Source organism: Veillonella sp. 6_1_27 (assembly GCF_000163735.1).
Lineage (GTDB): Bacteria > Bacillota > Negativicutes > Veillonellales > Veillonellaceae > Veillonella > Veillonella parvula_A.
In genome coordinates, this window is record NZ_GG770215.1 from 167,237 (window position 1) to 185,826 (window position 18,590).

Here is an 18,590-nt window from a genome sequence, read left to right on the forward strand (position 1 = left end):
GGTAAAAGTCCATTCTTTGTGAGGTGTATATGAAGCAAACAGAATTAGGCGCAGCTATAGAGTCTGCGAAAGGAGAGGCTACAGAGGTCAAGACTGTAAAGGTAGATATTTTTGACATCCCTGAAACGAAGGTTGAAGAATATATTGCTAATCGTGAAGAGGTAGCAGAAGCAGCAGCGCAGGTTATGAAATCATACTGTGTTACTGTAAAACGAGAAACCTTAGATCCTGAAGAAGGGGAAGCAGTAGTTGGTTACTATATAACGGGTGAAATTCTAATGTGCGTCATCTTGGATCCATTTGAAGTGCCTGTTATGAAGGTAGCTCTCGACAAAGGGACTCTTAAGGACTATATTTTAGCAGCTAATGATTTAACAGAAGATATGTTAGCGTCTCTTGAAAAGTAAAAGGATTTCGTATCTTAATGTGTTCTATAAATGGACAAATGTAAAATACTTTAACCTGCTACATTGATGTAGTAAAGAAATTTGTTTATAATAGATGTATTATAGTCATTGCAGATAGGAAGGAAATCCCCATGAACTTGAAAAAAGGTATTGCCCTAGCGCTCACGGCGGCAGCATTGTTGGCGTTTACAGGCTGTGGCTCAAATGGAACTACATCGAATGGTGAATATAAAGTTGGTGTTGTACAGCTGGTAGAACATCCTGCACTAGATGCGGCAAATAAGGGCTTTGTTGATGCGCTAAAAGAAAAAGGTTTGGCAGAAAAGATTACTTTTGATCAACAAAATGCGCAAGCTGATCAATCTAATTTGAATAGCATTGCACAGCGTTTCGTATCCGATCGGAAAAACTTGATTTTAGCAATTGCTACGCCAGCGGCTCAATCCATGGCGAATGCAACTCATGATATTCCAATCTTAGGTACAGCAATTACTGATTACGAGGCAGCTAAACTTGTTAAATCCAATCAAAAACCTGGTGGTAATGTATCTGGTACGTCTGACATGAACCCAGTAGATCAACAAGTAGATCTAATTTTACGAGTAATGCCAAATGCGAAAACAATTGGTACCATCTATAGCTCTAGCGAAGTAAACTCTCAAATTCAAGTGGAGAAGATGAAAGCTTATGCAGCTACAAAAGGCATTAAAGTTGAAGAAGTTACAGTTTCCAATGTAAACGATATTCAACAAGCGGCACAAAATCTAGTATCTCAACGTGTAGATGCAGTTTATGTACCAACAGATAATGTGGTAGCATCTGCGATGAGCAATCTTGTAGCTATTACCGATCCAGCAAAAATCCCTGTGTTTGGCGGTGAAGATAACCACGTAAAAGGTGGGGCAGTTATGTCCTTGTCTGTAGATTACTACAAACTTGGTTACCAAACCGGCTTAATGGCAGCTAAAATTCTAACTGGTGAAGCTAAAGTTGAAGATATGCCTATCGAAATGCAGAAAGAATTTAAATTAGTTGTGGGAAAAGATAAATTAGATAAATTGGGCATCACCTTACCAGAGGATTTGATGAACAAGGCGACTATGATTTAATACATATCTGGTAAGGAGTTATACATGAATTGGAAAAAAAGTATTGCAGTGGCACTTAGTGCCATTGCTGTTATGGCGATGGTAGGCGGTTGTGGTTCCAATACTGCAACTAATGACCAAAAGAAAATAGGGGTTATTCAATTAGTAGAACATCCATCTCTTGATGCTGCTAATAAAGGTTTCGTAGATGGTTTAGCAGCTAAAGGATATAAGGATGGTCAAAACATTAAAATTGACCAACAAAATGCACAGGCCGATCAATCTAATCTAAATAGTATTGCACAACGTTTCGTGTCTGATAAAAAAGATTTAGTATTAGCTATTGCAACGCCTGCGGCTCAGACGATGGCAAATGCTTCTCATGACATGCCAATCATGGGTACAGCTATTACAGATTACGTGACAGCTAAACTCGTTCAATCTAACGAGCACTCTGGTGGTAATGTATCTGGTACATCTGATATGACACCTGTTGAAAAAGAGGTTGATCTTATCATAGCATTAGTACCGAATGTAAAGCGTATTGGTGCCATTTATACATCCTCTGAAATCAACTCCCAATTACAAGTTGAAAAAATGAAAGCGTATGCTGCTACAAAAGGTATTACTGTTGTAGAGGCAACTGTTTCCAATGTAAATGATATTCAACAAGCCGCTACCAATCTTGTGAACCAAGATGTACAAGCTATCTATACGCCAACAGATAATATATTGGCATCTGCAATGGCTAACTTAGCACAAATTACAGATGCTGCTAAAATTCCAGTATTTGCTGCCGATGAAGGTATGACAATGACTGGTGGTGTAGCAACTTATTCTGTTGATTACTATCAATTGGGTTATCAAACAGGTTTAATGGCTGCTAAAGTTCTTGCAGGAGAAGCAAAAATTGCAGACTTAGCTATTGAGACACAAAAAGAGATTAAGTTAACTGTTAACGAAGAACGTGCTAAAAAATTAGGTATTACGATTCCTGAAGTTCTTCGTAAAGATATGAAACAATAGAGGAGAATTTGATGTTAGATTTAGTGGTAGGCACCATAACCACAGGCCTTTTATGGTCTTTGTTAGCGGTCGGTGTATTCATAACCTTCCGCGTATTAGATGTGGCTGACTTAACCGTGGAAGGTACGTTCCCAATGGGGGCAGCCATTTCTGCTATTTTAATTACAAGTGGTATGAATCCAATCCTTTCCATTTTACTTGCCGGTGTGGGTGGTATGATAGCCGGTGCTGTAACAGGTTGGATTCATACAAAATTAAAAATTCCTGCATTATTGGCTGGTATTTTGACAATGATTGCATTGTACTCTGTAAACCTTCACATCATGGGCAAAGCTAATGTATCTTTGCTTCGTATGGATACAATTTATACGATTCTTGGTGGATTTTTCCATACGCCGAATATGTGGTCTGCAGCCATCGTAGGTATTATAGTAGCTGTAGTTGTATGTTTGCTCTTATTTTGGTTCTTCGGTACCGAAATTGGTACAGCCTTACGTGCTACAGGTGTTAACCCTCAAATGATTCGCGCTCAAGGCGTAAATACTGATAATATGATCGTTCTTGGTCTTTTGATTTCCAATGGTTTTGTTGGTATGTCTGGGGCTCTCATTGGTCAATTCCAAGGCTTTGCTGATGTAGGCATGGGGATTGGTACCATCGTTATTGGTTTGGCTTCTGTAATCATCGGTGAAGTAGTGTTTGGTACGAAATCCTTTGTACGTAGTCTCATCGCCGTAGTACTTGGTTCTATTGTATATCGTATCGTTATTGCTGCAGTTCTCTACATGGGTATGCCACCAAACGATTTGAAATTATTTACTGCAATTCTTGTTGCCATCGCGCTTTCCTTACCTACATTGAAAGCAAAATGGTTGGCTCGTTAAGGAGGACACTATGTTAGAAGTAAAAAATATGGTAAAAACCTTCTTTAAGGGCACAATTAATGAAAAGACTGCATTACAAGGCATTAATCTTCGTCTAGAAGAGGGGGATTTTTGTACTGTCATTGGTGGTAATGGTGCTGGTAAAAGTACTTTGTTAAACTCCATTGCTGGTGTATTTCCAGTAGATGAAGGATCCATTACAATTAATGAGATTGATGTGACAAAAATGCCAGAATACAAACGTGCTAAATACATTGGTCGTGTATTCCAAGACCCTATGGTTGGTACTGCTGGTAATATGCAAATCGAGGAAAACTTGATTCTTGCTATGCGCCGTGGTAAAAGCTTAGGTCTTAAATGGGCTTTCAAAGATAGTGAACAAGCATTTTTCAAGGAACGTCTTGCATTATTAGGCTTAGGCCTTGAAGATCGTTTATCTGCTCGCATGGGCCTACTATCTGGTGGTCAACGTCAATCTATTACATTGTTAATGGCTACTATGCTTCGTCCAGAACTCTTATTGTTGGATGAGCATACGGCGGCACTTGACCCTAAAACTGCAGAAAATGTATTGCAACTAACAGATAAACTCGTTGCAGAACATAATCTAACAACTCTTATGATTACCCATAATATGCGTGATGCATTGCGATTTGGTAATCGCCTCATCATGATGGACGCTGGTCGAATCATCTATGATGTAAAAGGGGAAGAAAAGAAACAATTAACTGTTGCGGACTTACTTCAAAAGTTCGAGGTAGCTGGTGATAATGCACTGAGTGACCGCATGGTGCTAGGTGCTAAATAATAGAAGGAAGTTCTAATCTATCTTTTGTTCAATTACTGTATTTTTGCTTTACAAGATAGGGCAGATACTGTATACTAAATTAGGTCGTAAGACATATCGTAAGCGAAGTATTCGATTCTCCAACGGTTACTTAAGCTTATCGGGATTATAATTTTTTAGGAGGTAACATTAATGTTAACTACAGAAGCTAAATTAGCAGTAATTAAAGAATACGCTACTCATGAAGGTGACACTGGTTCTCCAGAAGTACAAGTTGCGATTTTAACAAGTCGCATTCAATACTTAACTGAACACTTGAAAGAGCACAAAAAAGACCATCATTCCCGTCGTGGTTTGTTGAAATTGGTTGGTCAACGCCGTAACATGCTTGACTACCTTCGTCGTAAAGATATCGAACGTTACCGTTCCCTTATTGAACGCCTTGGTCTTCGTAAATAATAAAATTAGCCGTCCTAAAGGACGGCTTTTTTATTTTGAATTGGCTATTTAGCTTTAATTGATATATAATTAGAAGGTATACATATAAGAAGATTTTTAGGAGGAATAGGAATGGAACAATTCCAAATGGACCTAGCTGGTCGTATGCTTACGATTGAGACTGGGGAACTTGCAAAACAAGCTAGCGGTGCTGTAATGGTTGGCTATGGCGATACTCGTGTACTGGTTACTGCTACAGGCTCTAAAGAGGCGAAGGATATCGACTTCTTCCCACTTACAGTAGACTATGAAGAAAAAATGTATGCGGTTGGTCGTTTACCAGGGGGGTTCATTAAACGTGAAGCGCGTCCACCTGAGTCTGCAATCTTGAATAGCCGTTTGATTGACCGTCCTATTCGTCCATTATTTAATAAAGGTGTACGTAACGAAGTACACGTAGTAGCAACAGTTATGTCTGTGGACCAAGATTGTGATCCAGCCATTTGTGGTATGATTGGCGCCTCTGCGGCATTGTCTATTTCTGATGTTCCTTGGAATGGCCCTATTGCAGGCGTTCGTATGGGACGTATCAATGGTGAGTTTGTTGTAAATCCAACGAAATCACAATTAGAAGAAACAGATCTTAATATCGTTGTAGCTGGTACTAAAGATGCTATTCTCATGGTTGAAGGTGGCGCTGAAGAAGTACCGGAAGATATCATTCTTGAAGTTATCATGGCAGCTCACGAAGAAATCAAAAAAATCGTAGCATTCCAAGAAGATATGACTGCAAAAGTAGGTAAGGAAAAACGCGTATTTGAATGTAAAGATGTTCCTGCTGAAATTAGTGATGCAGTTCGTGCCTATGGTCATGATAAACTTGATGCTGCAGTTCGTTGTGCAGATAAACAACAACGTGATGCACAAGAAAATGAAGTACGTGCAGATGTATTAGCTCACTTTGAAGAAATCTACCCAGATAACTTGGCTGATGTAAATAAAGCATTTGATGCAATGACAAAAGAAATTGTGCGTCATATGATTACTGTTGAAAAAATCCGTCCAGATGGTCGCCAACTTGATGAAGTTCGTCCAATCTCTTGCCGTACAGGCGTATTACCTCGTACACATGGCTCTGGCTTGTTTACACGTGGTCAAACTCAAGTGTTGAATGTCACAACAGTGGCGCCTTTATCTGAAAAACAAACCATCGATGGTCTTGGTGTTGAAACTGAAAAACGTTATATCCATCATTATAATTTCCCATCCTTCTCTGTAGGGGAAACTCGTTCTTCCCGTGGCCCTGGGCGTCGTGAAATTGGTCATGGTGCGTTGGCCGAACGCGCATTGGTACCTGTGATTCCAAGTGAAGAAGATTTCCCATATGCTTTGCGTTTAGTATCTGAAGTATTGGAATCTAATGGTTCTAGCTCCATGGCTTCCGTATGTGGTTCTACATTATCTTTGATGGATGCTGGTGTACCTATTAAAGCACCTGTAGCTGGTATCGCTATGGGTCTTGTAACTCAAGGGGAACACTATACAATTTTAACAGATATTCAAGGCATGGAAGATGCTCTTGGAGATATGGACTTTAAAGTTGCTGGTACAGCTAAAGGCGTAACAGCAATTCAAATGGATATCAAGATTTCCGGATTATCACGAGAAATCCTTCAAGAAGCATTAGAACAAGCTCACAAAGGCCGTATGCATATCATGGGCATCATGCTTGATACAATTGCTGAACCACGTCAACAAATGTCCCAATACGCTCCACGTATTATTACAATGAAAATTGATTCCGATAAGATTCGTGACGTAATCGGTTCTGGCGGTAAAGTAATTCGCAGTATTATCGAAGAAACAGGCGCTAAAATTGACATCGAAGATGATGGTACAGTATTTATCGCTTCTGTAGAACAAGAAGGTGCTGCAAAAGCTCAAGAAATTATCACAAACCTTACTAAAGAGGTTGAAGTAGGGGAAGTATACCTTGGTAAAGTAACTCGTCTAATGGCTTTTGGCGCATTTGTAGAGGTATTACCAGGTAAGGAAGGTCTTGTACATATTTCCAAACTTGCGAAAGAACGCGTTGAAAATGTAGAAGACGTAGTAAGTGTAGGGGATGAAATCATGGTAAAAGTTATCGAAATCGATAAACAGGGCCGTGTAAACTTGTCCCGTAAAGATTGTTTAAAATAAGAGGTGTTACATGGATATTCGTGGCTTTGAAGTAGTTTCTGCTTTTGAAGAACAAGATATCAACTTACCAACACGTAAAACAACTGAAAGCGCAGGCTATGATATTGAATGTGCTGAAGCTGTTACATTAGAACCAGGCCAAGTAGTGCTCGTTCCGACAGGTATTAAAGCTTTCATGGCGTACGACGAATACCTTGCCATTCACATCCGATCTAGCATGGCTATTAAACGCCATTTAGCACTTGTGAATAGCACAGGTATCATTGATAGTGATTACTACAACAATGAGGACAACGAAGGTCATATTATGATCGCTCTCTATAATTTTGGCAAAGAACCAGTTACCCTTGAAAAAGGCGAACGCGTTGCTCAAGGTATATTCTCTAAATACCTTATTACAAATGATGATGATGCTACTGGTGTAAGAACTGGTGGCATTGGAAGCACTGGGACTATGTAAATAATATATGGTTTTGTATAAACTAGTAAAAACCGCTCAACTTTGTTGGGCGGTTTTTGTGTGTTTATTTCTCTCTTCAGCTGTAATTATTATCAATAATACTATATAATATTTATTATAGTTAGTAGAACAATTCGGGAGGCTTTATGAAACAGGAGTCAAAACAAAAAAAGAATGTAGGTACATCAGTTATGGGGAATGACATTGAGACTACACAAAATACCATGCACGTTTTGGATGAGAATAAGGTTCTTAAAAAAAGTTATGAAGATGTAGTATATATTTCTCAACCTTTTGGGGCGACCTCGTTAAATACATTAGCAGCGCGAGCTTTGTTATTTGGACTAAATCCTGTATCTTTAAAAAAGGCGCGTGTCCTTGAGCTTGGATGTTCTTTTGGCGGGAACATTATTTCTCAAGCTTTATACTATCCTGAAGCGTCTTTTACGGGTATTGATTTATCGTCTTCCCAGATTAAGATGGGAAATGAACTGATTGCGTCGATGGGACTATCTAATATACATTTGCTTGAGAAGGATATTCTAGATATTGATGATTCATTCGGTACCTTTGACTATATTATTGTACATGGTATTTGGTCCTGGGTTCCGGATGTGGTAAAAGATAAAATTCTATCTATCTGTAATAAGAATTTATCCGACAATGGTGTAGCTTATGTATCGTATAATACGTATCCTGGATGGAAACGATTAGAGCAGTATCGAGAAATCATGCAATATGCAGAGCAAAAAGAGTTAGAGCTACCGTTGATGGAGCGGACTTTATATACGAAGAATATATTGAAGCTCGTAGCGGATACAATGGGATTAGATAATCGGATAAGTCAAAAAGCGAGTTATAAAATTGATAACATCCAAAATGTGTTGAGCTCTAACGATTATTATGTGGCTCATGAATATTTAGAGCCTTTTAATGATCCTGTATATGTACATGAATTTATAAAACGTGCCAATGACCAAGGTTGTGCCTATATAGGGGATGTATTTCTTTCACGATCTTTCATAAGTTGGTTACCGGAGGATATTCACGATAATATAGCTCAATTGGCAAATGATGATTATATTGCAAAAGAGCAATATTATGATTACATTTATGATACGCAGTTTAGAATGTCCCTGTTAACGAAAAATAAACATAGTAAAAAGATTGTTCGTAATGAACGAGTTAGTATAGATGTATTATCAAAATTATATTATTGCAGCGTTGTCAATACTGGTATTCCTTCTAATATGACGGATAGTATCCATATTGCTATTAAAGAGGTTATGGATCGAGGGGATATATTTACTGTTCAGGATATAGTTGATCATATACATAGAAAGTTGCCTGGTTATACTATCGAAATGGACAGAGTTTATTCTCGTTTACTATATTTGATTATTGTAGATAATCTCGATATGTATGCCGAACCATATGAAAGAGTTGCTTTCGAAGATAATAAGGTGTATATACCTCAACGTTTTATAGATTTTATTTCTACTATAGTAGAAAAAGAAGGCAGCTCCTATATTGGTATAGGCGACATGTACAATAAAGTACAACAAGATATAGATAATGGATTTCTCTTTGTAATAAAGCAAATGGTGGAGCCTACAACAAAAGAAAAGATTCTTGCTATTATGGATGACAATATTACAGTTCAGCGTCATACGCGGGATAATATTGATTTTATTGTTCCTAATAAAGTGTACTTAGAGGAAATTTTACAACGTATAAGGATGCTCGGGTTTTTACATAAAATAAAAGATTAGAGGTATATATGGCAATTAGTAAGGAAATTCAGAAATCCAGTGAAATGAAATTTAACGGTAAGTTGATTCAAGTTACCTATGATATAGCCGATGTGAACGGAAAGGATGCATGGCGTGAGGTTGTGCATCATCCGGGTGCTACAGCGATTGTGGCAGTAACAGAGGATAATAAGATTGTTATGGAACGTCAATTTAGATATGCTTTGCAACAGACGCTACTGGAGGTACCAGCAGGAAAATTAGATCCAAATGAAGAACCGATTGTTTGTGCTAAACGGGAGCTTGCTGAGGAAACCGGCTATCGTGCAGCTCAATGGATTTCGTTAGGTACAATTGCTACGAGTCCTGGTTTCTGCAATGAAGTATTACATTTATATCTTGCGAAGGACCTTACCATGGGGGAAACCAATTGGGATCCTGATGAATATGTGGAGCTAGAATACTACACATTGACAGAACTATTGGAAGCTATCAAGAATGAGGCTATTAAGGATAGCAAATCTTTGGCGGCCCTCATGCTTGCTATGCCATATCTTAAGTAATTTTTAGAAATATTATCTCTCAATATAATATGTATTTTATTAATTCATATTGATGATTTTAACTGTAATATGTTATAAAGTATTTTTACATTATATGAGTAACTAATCTCATATAGATTTAGGAGTACATATGTATAATCGAATTATTCTACTAGTAATGGATAGTGTCGGTGTAGGGCATGCAGCCGATGCGATTAAATTTGGCGATGAAGGTTCGAATACATTAGGACATATCGAAGCGGTAGCAGGACCTATTCGCTGTCCAAATTTAAAATCTCTAGGTTTAGCTAATATTGCTGATATATCAGCGTTTGATGAGCCTGTTATTGGCGCTTATGGTCGTATGGCTGAAACGAGTACTGGCAAAGATACGACAAGTGGTCATTGGGAGATGATGGGGCATCCTGTAACGGTGCCATTTCCGACATTTTATGATGGATTTCCGAAGGAACTGATGGATGCTTTCACAAAAGAAACGGGTTATGGATTTCTTGGTAATGAGGTAGCCTCTGGAACGGAAATTATTGAACGCCTCGGAGAAGAACATATAAGAACTGGTAAGCCAATCGTATATACATCGGCGGATTCGGTTTTTCAAATTGCAGCGCATGAGGATATCATTCCCTTAGAAGATTTGTATCGCATGTGTCAAATTACACGCGATAAAGTATGTGTCGGTGATTATTATGTGGGGCGTATTATAGCTCGACCTTTTGTTGGTACACCAGGTCATTTTGTACGCACCTCAAATCGTCATGATTACAGTCGTATGCCTGAAAAGAAAATGGTGCAACAAGAGTTACAAGACGCAAACATTCCAACAGTGGCAGTGGGCAAAATCGGCGATATTTATGCTCATGTTGGCTGGGATGCATCATATCCGACAAAGTCTAACGCGCATGGTATGAACGTAGTTCCTTATCTGTTGGGCCAAAGCTTTACACGGGGGTTCATGATGGTCAATCTTGTTGAATTTGATAGTCTTTACGGACATCGTCGCAATGTAGAAGGGTATAAGCGTGCTATTGAAGACTTTGATTACCAATTAGGTGGTTTGTTGGACTTGCTTAAAGATGATGATTTACTTCTCATCACTGCAGATCATGGGAATGATCCGACTTGGAAAGGTACAGATCATACGAGAGAAATGGTGCCTTTGTTAGCTTATAGTCCAAGTATGAGTCATTCCGTAGCTTTAGGTGATAGACATAGTTTTGCGGATATAGGCGAAACAGTATTACAAAACTTTGGATTGAAACAATGGCATATTGGAAAATCATTTTTTGATATTCTCAATTTGAAGTAATTTACCTGTGTAGAGTATAGGATAGAAGATGTTGATTCTAATGCCGATACAACTAGTAAGTAACTTGTTGTATCGGCATTTTATTGTTGGAGTAACCTTTAAAGGTTGGAGAAATATGTTGCAAAAAAATAAAAAAAATATATTGACACACACGGATACGTGTATTATACTTACATCATAAGGTGAAAGAATTCACCAACATGTAGAACAGAAAGACTTAGATTCTCACAGCAATTCTTTAACATTTTACAATTAAAAAGATGAGGATAGAATCTAGTATAATTTCATAGTTATCGTTCATAAACGATTCATAAGGTTAGACACAAGCAGCAATTTCCTATTGATTAAATCAAAAGAGTAATGATGGAGACTATTTTGCCTCGGATATCGTGTCTAGTTAGCCTTAGCCTCGATGAGGTTAGTAATTGTATTGAACTTTGTATTGTAACCGCTCATGGTTATCTTGTTTATTTTGCTTTCAAAATTTACGTTGTGATAATCCGCAGTGGTTTTTTTATATGCCAAGGAGATATGAACTATGAATACATTTATGGACGCATTAACAACAAATGAAAAATCCTATACCGGTAATGGTGGAACGGCGTATCGAACGAGTGCTAGTACTCTCGTAGACCTAAATTTTTCCGTTCCTTCTTTGCGTAATGCAGCAATTAATTTCTATGGTAAAAGTAAAAGCCAATCCTATTTTTATGGAGAGGCACATAGGATGGAAGCAGTTGACGCATTGCGTTTATTTATTACATCATATGAGGAAGATCCTTTATATACCATGAAGTGGCTTATGTATGCACGCCACATTAAGCTTGGTCTTGGTGAACGCGATGCATTTCGTATGATGCTCACTAAAATCGGTGATTTGTATCCAGAAATGGCTTTGCAATTTATCATTGGTACTGAGTTGTGGAATTATGGTCGTTGGGATGATGTATTGCGTATCTATTTTGATACGACTAGTGATGTTCTTCATGACGGATTGGGGAGACTAATTAGGAGTCAATTTAGTCATGATGTGATAGGCTGTGGTCTTGGTGATTCTATTAGCCTCCTAGCAAAATGGATGCCCTCTAATAACACGTCATCTAAGCAGGCTCGTTCTGAGGCGGTTATTTTACAATCCTTATTGAATTTGAATGCTCGTGAGTACCGTAAGTCATTATCCATATTACGTAAATACCTAGCAGTTGTTGATCGTAAGGCATCTCTTAACCAATGGAATGATATTAATTATAATCACGTGCCATCTAAGGCAAATTTAAAATATCGAAATGCCTTCCTAAATCATGATGAGGAACGTCGTAAAACTTATCTTGCATCTCTGAAAAAGGGTGATACATCTGTTAGGATTAATGCTAATTCTATGTTCCTCTATGATATTGTTCATGCCTATACAAATCCTAATGGCTGGGTAGGTACTATTAAAGCAGAGGATCCTACACTAGAAGAATTGTGGAATGCTCAAGAGCCGCCCAAAGCATATGATGATATATTGATCATACGAGATGGCTCTAGCTCTATGTGGCAACCAGTAGCAGGCAATAACTCTGTGACGGCTCTTAGTGTGGGCGATTCCATTGCACTATATTGTACAGAACATAATAGGAATCAAGCTTTCAAAAATCGATTTATTACGTTTAGCAGCAATCCTGAAATTGTTGATATTTCAATGTGTAAGTCATTACATGATAAATTAAGACGATTACGTAGATTCGATGATTTCCGTACTACGGATATTGAGGCTACCTTTGATTTGATTCTAGATACGGCTATTAAGTATCATATGCGTCAAGAGGATTTACCTAAGACGTGTCTTGTCATTTCGGACATGCAATTTGATCAGGCTACAGTTCATAGTGATACAGTTACAGTAATGGAAATGTGCCGTAAGAAATTTGAAGACTGTGGTTATAGTATGCCACGCCTTATTTTCTGGAACGTGTCTCTTTATGCGCACAATACAATACCTGTACAATCACATCCAAGCGGCGTCATTCTCGTGTCAGGATTCTCTAAATCCATCGTTGATATGGTCGTATCTGGAGAACTTGATCCTGAACGAGCATTAAAGGCAGAGTTGGATGCTAAGTGTAGTATTGTTGATACTGTATTAAAAGACTATGTTACCCATAAGGTAGCATAGACTTTATTGATAATTTAAATACCGCAACACATGGTAATTACTTTAAATTACCATGTGTTGCGGTATTTTTGTATACGAAATTTCAAACATATACAGGAAATTTATGTAGTTATGTGGAAATATATAAATATAAATGAATACGCCCATGATTGTAAGTACGAGAGGAGGAATCATCATGAGAGAACAAGTACAAGGTAGTGTATGGGACAAAGTATTCAAGATTTCAGAACGAGGCTCATCCGTATCGAGAGAGTTATTTGCGGGGGCCACTACATTTCTTTGCGTTTCTTATGTATTAGCTGTAAATCCCGCTATCCTTGGTGCCGCCGGTATGGATATAGGTGCGGTGTTCACGGCGACGGCTGTGAGTGCCATCATCATGACTTTATTGCTAGCTTTGTATAGTAATATGCCATTCGCTGGCTTATCTGGTATGGGTATCAATGCTTTTTTTGCTTATACTATCGTAGTCCAGATGGGACATAGCTTTGCTTTTGCTCTGACGGCTCAATTAATTGCAGGTTTAGCTTTTTTACTGATTGCGGTTACACCATTAAAAGAATACCTGTTCAATGCCATACCTCATACGATTAAACTGGCGGTAACGGCGGGCATCGGATTATTTATCGCCCTCATCGGTCTCAGCAGTGCAGGACTTATTGTAAGTAATCCTGCCACCATTGTGAGCATTGGCGATTTACAAACTCCATCCAGCCTAGTATCTATATTGGGAATTATACTGATTGCCGTTTTTACGGGGCGCAATGTAAAAGGAGGAATATTTCTAGCTGTTATAATTGCTGCTGTTGTTGGGTTCTTCTGTGGGATTACCAAGTTGCCGTCGACGATATTTTCTATGCCACCATCGTTGGCACCGATTTGGTTTCATTATGATATGAGTGAACTTTTATCTGTAGATATGGTATTTGTGGCCTTTACATTTTTGTTCGTTAATTTATTTAATGTAGTGGGCGTATTGATTGGTCTTACGAATCAAGCTGAGGTGCCTCAAGATAAACAGTTGGGTGTACAAAGCTCTTGTATGAAAGTATCGGCATTAGGCACTATCATCGGTAGTGCACTAGGTACATCTCCTCATATTGTAGCTGTTGAATCGGCAGCGGGTATCGCAGAGGGCGGTCGCACGGGTTTGACTGCTTTAACCATTGCGGGACTCTTTATAGCATCTTTATTCCTGGCACCGTTACTCATGGTTATTCCTATGGCGGCTACAGCGCCGGTACTCATCGTGGTAGGTCTATTTATGATGGCATCCGTTAAGGACATCGATTTCGGTGATATTTCGGAAGGACTACCAGCATTTTTGACCATTATAATGATGCCATTTGCTTACTCCATAGGTGTGGGTATCGAATGGGGTCTCATCAGTTATGTATTGATTAAGGTTTTGACTGGAAAATATCGAGATGTTTCCGGTGTCATGTATTTCTTGGCGCTCATTTTCATTTTGAAAGAAATCTTTATGTAAGGAGGATCCTTATATGATACAATTTAATGCAAAAATTTCTCGACAGGCACAGGGGTTGGATAAGGCTCCTGTCGTATTGAAGGGGGCATCTGTTTTAAATGTATTCACCGATGAATGGGTAAAAGCGGATATTGCGATTCATGATGACACGATTATAGGTGTCGGTACCTATAGTGGTGAAATAGAATATAATTATAGCGGTAAATATATTGTGCCCGGATTCATAGACAGCCATCTCCATCTGGAATCCACCTTGGTGAATCCGAAAGAACTCGTATTTGAGGCTTCTCAAGTGGGAACGTTAGGATTTATTGTAGACCCTCATGAAGCCGGTAATGTAGCGGGGATTGCCGGTGTTGAGTACATGATCAATGAAACTGCATCGGCTCAAGGTGATGTATATGTTATGGCTCCATCCTGTGTGCCAGCTGTACCCGGTGAAGATAATGGCGCTATTTTAGATGGCGATATGTTACATAAGCTACAAGCTAATCCACGTATCTTAGGATTAGGTGAAGTCATGGACTGTTATAGTGTTATCAATAGTGATCCTTACATGATGAAAAAGTTAGATTACTTTAAAGATACAATTATGGATGGACATATTATTGGACTTTCACCAGAGCAACTAGCAAGCTATCGTTTGGCAGGCATTACTACAAATCACGAATGTATTTTCTACGAAGAAGCAAAAGAGCAAGTTAAAAATGGGATTTATGTATGGATTCGTGAGGGTAGTGCAGCTCATAATCTAGACTCCATTGTGAAAGGGCTTGTAGAAGAACAAGGGAATACGGAACGTTATGGTTTCTGTACAGATGATAAGCATATTGAGGATATTCGTTCAGAAGGCCATATTAGCTATAATATTCGTCGTTCTATTGAATTGGGACTGACACCAATCCAAGCTTATAAAATGGCCTCCACTCATCCGGCAGCATGTTACGGATTAAAAGATTTAGGTGCTATTGCTCCCGGCTATAGTGCTAATCTTGTAATCCTCAATGATGAGCAATGCGTAGATATTCACGAAGTGTTTTATAAAGGAAAGCCGATTGAACGCGTTCTTGTGAGAGAAGAGAAGGTTGTACCATCTGAATTACTTCATACGATTAATATAGGTACTTTCACAAAGGAAAAATTAGATATTTTTATTGAAGGTCCACAAGCAATTATTAATATTGTGCCTGGTCAAATAGTTACACAAAAAACCGTTGAAGAGGTTCCTGTTGAAAATGGACTGTTCAAGCCAAATGCTGAGTACAATAAAATTACTTGTATCGAGCGGTATAAAGCATCTGGTAGAAATGGTGTCGGTATTTTGAAAGGCTTTAATTTAAAAAATGGTGCTATTGCGTCGTCCTTTGCACATGATTCACATAATCTGATTGTTGTTGGCGACAACGATGCAGATATGATGATTGCCATTGAGCGTATTCGCGAAATTGGCGGTGGATATGTCATTGCAAGTGAAGGCAAAGTAGTAGAGGAACTAGCTCTTGAAGTAATGGGCTTAATCACAAATCGACCTCATGAAGAGGTAGATGCAAAAGTGGCTAAGATGAAAGATATTGCTTATGGTATGGGCGTGCCAAAAGGTCTAGATCCTTTTATTAATTTGAGTTTCCTTGCATTAACTGTAATTCCAGAAATTAGAATCACTACTACAGGTGTGATGGAGTTCTAGTATTAAGTTTGATGAAAACCTAATATAAAAAGACCAACTTATATAAGTTGGTCTTTTGCTTTTATCCTTGAAAGGGGATAAGTTTATTTAACTATAGCAAGCCTTGGTTTTCCATCATATCTTTAATATCAAGTATGGTAGATTTACATACTATATCATAATCTAATGAACCAAGGAAGTCTGCAAATTTAGTGTCATCTTCATTTTTACAGTTTCCATATGGAATTTTACCAAATTTTTGATATGGTTCTAGAATGCGATTTCGTCTGTGTTTCCACGTATTATAATAAGGACCTTTGAATTTAGTCATAAAACCATTGCTATCGACTAATACAAAGCCTTCAGATTCATGGCATGAATTTAGTTCTTCATTTATAATGCCTTGGAGCTCATCCATGGTAGAAATTTGTTGAACTGTTTTAACAATGGAAATCAAGTCAGTATTATATTTTTGTAAAATTGTATAAAGTTCAGCTAATTTTTCTCTCGAGAATGGGACATCTATATGCTTACCATTTACGTCTAGAGTATTTTGAATCATATCGAGCACATAGAGATGGTCTTGGTCGTATTTAATGATATGAGTATCCTCTTGGCTGATGACTTCAAATATCATAGAGCAGTTATTACATGCTAATAAATCTTTGATTTCTGCTTGTAATCCGTCAGGTAATCTATGGAATAGTTTTTTAAATAAATCCACATGTATACCCTCTGTTGTAGATTTAGAGGCAAATACGAATTCTTCGTTGATAACGCCAAGAATAGCAAGGTAACCATTTTCTTTAGTTCGAATTTCGACTGGGAAAGAGAGGGTATTAGCTAAATTATCTAACTCTGTTTCTGGGCGTTCACCAAGATTAAAGAATTTATTATAACTACGTAATTTCACATCTCCTGTAATTCGATCCACAAATAATCCACGAGCTTGTACTGTACTTTCATTCCATAATCGTTTATGGAATACACGAGAGGTAAAGTTCAAGGAATATAGGTTAGGGAAACACTGTTTTACTTTTACTAATTTTGAATTGCCAATAATATTAATATCTTCATTTTGTGTGAAGATGACATGTTGTGTCATATTTTGGAATTCATGGCGCATATAATCTTTATCATATACATCGTTTTTTATTCCATTTTTTGTGAAAGTGTTTACTGTGATATCGATGTATTTTAGCTCTCCACCAAACTCAACTTCTCCTTCTAAACAGAAGGAGTACTTTCCATCTGGAACGCCACGATGACCGTGAATTTGAATGAAGTTCTGACACATGCCTTGTTCGTAATTAGTATCGTAGATATTAGCGATATTTGTTTCGTAAGCTCCAAAACCATTAATAAAGGTTGAGGTAGCTATGAAGGTCATATTAGGCACATAGGAGAGGCCACCATGGGAAACTAAATATTTCTTGCCATGAAAGCTGAATGGATAACATTGACGAAGTGATTTATAAAAGAGTCGCAGTTCTCGTTGGAGTGATTCTACTTCTTTTTTTGTCATATCTTTTACGATTGGTGCTACCACATCTTTCATAAAGCGTTTGGAACGATTTAAGCTTGTATTAAATGCAAAGTTTGCAATGTGTCGCTCGTGATTGCCTTCTAACATAATTGTATTGGGTAATGTGCTGAGGCGCATCATTTCGTATATCATTTCTTTGTTTTCAATACCGCGTTCTAAATAGTCACCGCAAAAGATGTATAATGTTTTTTCATCCCATGGTGTAATAGCTTGTTGTAATGCGGTGTAGCAACCGTGAATATCACCGATAACACGTACTCGATCATATCTATTCGTTAGATTAACTGTGAAGTAATTGTTAATTTCATCAATAGAGTTAATTTTTTTACAAAACTTTGGTAATGTGCTTGTTTTAATCGTTTTGTACATACGATGAATGACTTGCTCTGGCACGCGTTTGTAATCGGCGCGAGCCGCATTACGGGCCAAGCAATCCTCTAAGGATGTATCTGGTTCATAGTAATATACAGTATATTTATATTTGTTAAGCAATTCTTTGTAAGCATTAACCGCTTTAGATGTAGTGTGGGTAGCATCTAAGACGACAAAGTCACCATTGCTCATTCGTTTTTCTAAACAATCTAGTAGGAGCTTCCATGTTGGACCATTATCCTCTTGTGAAATATACCAGCCATTCTCACCAAGGGAAGGGCTACGTAAAAGCATACGGAAATGATCGGCTTCAAGGGTGTAAGCCTCAAGATTGTTGTCACGAATCCACTGAGACTTACCACTAGCAGGAGCACCACGCATTAATAATAGTGTTCTCATAGTAATAGTCCTCTAATCTGCCCATAGGGCGTAATAAAATATAACTGT

15 protein-coding genes are annotated in these 18,590 nt (G+C 38.1%); 14 read left to right on the forward strand and 1 reads right to left on the reverse strand.

All coding sequences use genetic code 11. The annotated features are described in order from the left end of the window. Positions 1–29: 29 nt before the first annotated feature. The 14 genes from HMPREF0874_RS00760 (at position 30) to ade (ending at position 16,246) form a co-directional block, all read left to right on the forward strand. Positions 30–407 (forward strand): hypothetical protein, encoded by a 378-nt coding sequence (locus HMPREF0874_RS00760; RefSeq protein WP_024061486.1) that lies wholly within the window; start codon positions 30–32, stop codon positions 405–407. A 131-nt stretch (positions 408–538) separates the two neighbouring features. Beyond that, on the forward strand, positions 539–1,516 hold the full coding sequence (locus tag HMPREF0874_RS00765; RefSeq protein ID WP_008600749.1) for an ABC transporter substrate-binding protein: 978 nt from the start codon (positions 539–541) through the stop codon (positions 1,514–1,516). A 24-nt stretch (positions 1,517–1,540) separates the two neighbouring features. After that, positions 1,541–2,521 carry an ABC transporter substrate-binding protein gene (locus HMPREF0874_RS00770; protein ID WP_039964906.1) on the forward strand — a complete coding sequence of 327 codons (981 nt, stop codon included), beginning with the start codon at positions 1,541–1,543 and terminating at the stop codon, positions 2,519–2,521. An 11-nt stretch (positions 2,522–2,532) separates the two neighbouring features. Continuing rightward, positions 2,533–3,405: an ABC transporter permease gene (locus tag HMPREF0874_RS00775; RefSeq protein WP_004697183.1), complete on the forward strand. Its 873-nt coding sequence runs from the start codon at positions 2,533–2,535 to the stop codon at positions 3,403–3,405. 10 nt (positions 3,406–3,415) lie between these two features. Continuing rightward, complete coding sequence (locus HMPREF0874_RS00780; RefSeq protein WP_008600750.1) at positions 3,416–4,213, forward strand: ABC transporter ATP-binding protein; 798 nt, start codon at positions 3,416–3,418, stop codon at positions 4,211–4,213. 171 nt (positions 4,214–4,384) lie between these two features. After that, complete coding sequence (gene rpsO / locus HMPREF0874_RS00785; RefSeq protein WP_004692991.1) at positions 4,385–4,651, forward strand: 30S ribosomal protein S15; 267 nt, start codon at positions 4,385–4,387, stop codon at positions 4,649–4,651. Positions 4,652–4,762: 111 nt separating this feature from the next. Continuing rightward, positions 4,763–6,832 carry a polyribonucleotide nucleotidyltransferase gene (locus HMPREF0874_RS00790; RefSeq protein ID WP_008600752.1) on the forward strand — a complete coding sequence of 690 codons (2,070 nt, stop codon included), beginning with the start codon at positions 4,763–4,765 and terminating at the stop codon, positions 6,830–6,832. Between the two features lie 10 nt (positions 6,833–6,842). Further along, positions 6,843–7,292 carry a dUTP diphosphatase gene (gene dut, locus HMPREF0874_RS00795; RefSeq protein WP_004692993.1) on the forward strand — a complete coding sequence of 150 codons (450 nt, stop codon included), beginning with the start codon at positions 6,843–6,845 and terminating at the stop codon, positions 7,290–7,292. 146 nt (positions 7,293–7,438) lie between these two features. Further along, entirely contained in the window at positions 7,439–9,064 is a 1,626-nt protein-coding gene (locus HMPREF0874_RS00800) for a class I SAM-dependent methyltransferase (protein WP_004692994.1), read from the forward strand. An 8-nt stretch (positions 9,065–9,072) separates the two neighbouring features. Next, positions 9,073–9,606, forward strand: a complete 534-nt coding sequence (locus HMPREF0874_RS00805; protein ID WP_004692995.1) for an NUDIX hydrolase — start codon at positions 9,073–9,075, stop codon at positions 9,604–9,606. 130 nt (positions 9,607–9,736) lie between these two features. After that, a complete protein-coding gene (locus HMPREF0874_RS00810; RefSeq protein ID WP_008600755.1) occupies positions 9,737–10,912 on the forward strand; it encodes a phosphopentomutase in 1,176 nt (391 codons plus the stop codon). Positions 10,913–11,450: 538 nt separating this feature from the next. Continuing rightward, positions 11,451–13,070 (forward strand): DUF2828 family protein, encoded by a 1,620-nt coding sequence (locus tag HMPREF0874_RS00815; RefSeq protein WP_008600757.1) that lies wholly within the window; start codon positions 11,451–11,453, stop codon positions 13,068–13,070. A gap of 175 nt (positions 13,071–13,245) precedes the next feature. Then, positions 13,246–14,559 carry an NCS2 family permease gene (locus HMPREF0874_RS00820; protein ID WP_008600758.1) on the forward strand — a complete coding sequence of 438 codons (1,314 nt, stop codon included), beginning with the start codon at positions 13,246–13,248 and terminating at the stop codon, positions 14,557–14,559. A gap of 13 nt (positions 14,560–14,572) precedes the next feature. Next, positions 14,573–16,246, forward strand: coding sequence for an adenine deaminase (gene ade, locus HMPREF0874_RS00825; RefSeq protein WP_008600759.1), 1,674 nt, complete (start codon positions 14,573–14,575; stop codon positions 16,244–16,246). A 91-nt stretch (positions 16,247–16,337) separates the two neighbouring features. On the opposite strand, the gene HMPREF0874_RS00830 is transcribed toward ade, so the two are convergent. Next, positions 16,338–18,542, reverse strand: coding sequence for an RNA ligase (locus HMPREF0874_RS00830; protein WP_008600761.1), 2,205 nt, complete (start codon positions 18,540–18,542; stop codon positions 16,338–16,340). Positions 18,543–18,590: the final 48 nt, after the last annotated feature.

Coding starts and splice junctions, on each gene's coding strand:
- HMPREF0874_RS00760 (WP_024061486.1), top strand. CDS start 30: ATGAAGCAAACAGAATTAGGCGCAGCTATAGAGTCTGCGAAAGGAGAG.
- HMPREF0874_RS00765 (WP_008600749.1), top strand. CDS start 539: ATGAACTTGAAAAAAGGTATTGCCCTAGCGCTCACGGCGGCAGCATTG.
- HMPREF0874_RS00770 (WP_039964906.1), top strand. CDS start 1,541: ATGAATTGGAAAAAAAGTATTGCAGTGGCACTTAGTGCCATTGCTGTT.
- HMPREF0874_RS00775 (WP_004697183.1), top strand. CDS start 2,533: ATGTTAGATTTAGTGGTAGGCACCATAACCACAGGCCTTTTATGGTCT.
- HMPREF0874_RS00780 (WP_008600750.1), top strand. CDS start 3,416: ATGTTAGAAGTAAAAAATATGGTAAAAACCTTCTTTAAGGGCACAATT.
- rpsO (WP_004692991.1), top strand. CDS start 4,385: ATGTTAACTACAGAAGCTAAATTAGCAGTAATTAAAGAATACGCTACT.
- HMPREF0874_RS00790 (WP_008600752.1), top strand. CDS start 4,763: ATGGAACAATTCCAAATGGACCTAGCTGGTCGTATGCTTACGATTGAG.
- dut (WP_004692993.1), top strand. CDS start 6,843: ATGGATATTCGTGGCTTTGAAGTAGTTTCTGCTTTTGAAGAACAAGAT.
- HMPREF0874_RS00800 (WP_004692994.1), top strand. CDS start 7,439: ATGAAACAGGAGTCAAAACAAAAAAAGAATGTAGGTACATCAGTTATG.
- HMPREF0874_RS00805 (WP_004692995.1), top strand. CDS start 9,073: ATGGCAATTAGTAAGGAAATTCAGAAATCCAGTGAAATGAAATTTAAC.
- HMPREF0874_RS00810 (WP_008600755.1), top strand. CDS start 9,737: ATGTATAATCGAATTATTCTACTAGTAATGGATAGTGTCGGTGTAGGG.
- HMPREF0874_RS00815 (WP_008600757.1), top strand. CDS start 11,451: ATGAATACATTTATGGACGCATTAACAACAAATGAAAAATCCTATACC.
- HMPREF0874_RS00820 (WP_008600758.1), top strand. CDS start 13,246: ATGAGAGAACAAGTACAAGGTAGTGTATGGGACAAAGTATTCAAGATT.
- ade (WP_008600759.1), top strand. CDS start 14,573: ATGATACAATTTAATGCAAAAATTTCTCGACAGGCACAGGGGTTGGAT.
- HMPREF0874_RS00830 (WP_008600761.1), bottom strand. CDS start 18,542: ATGAGAACACTATTATTAATGCGTGGTGCTCCTGCTAGTGGTAAGTCT.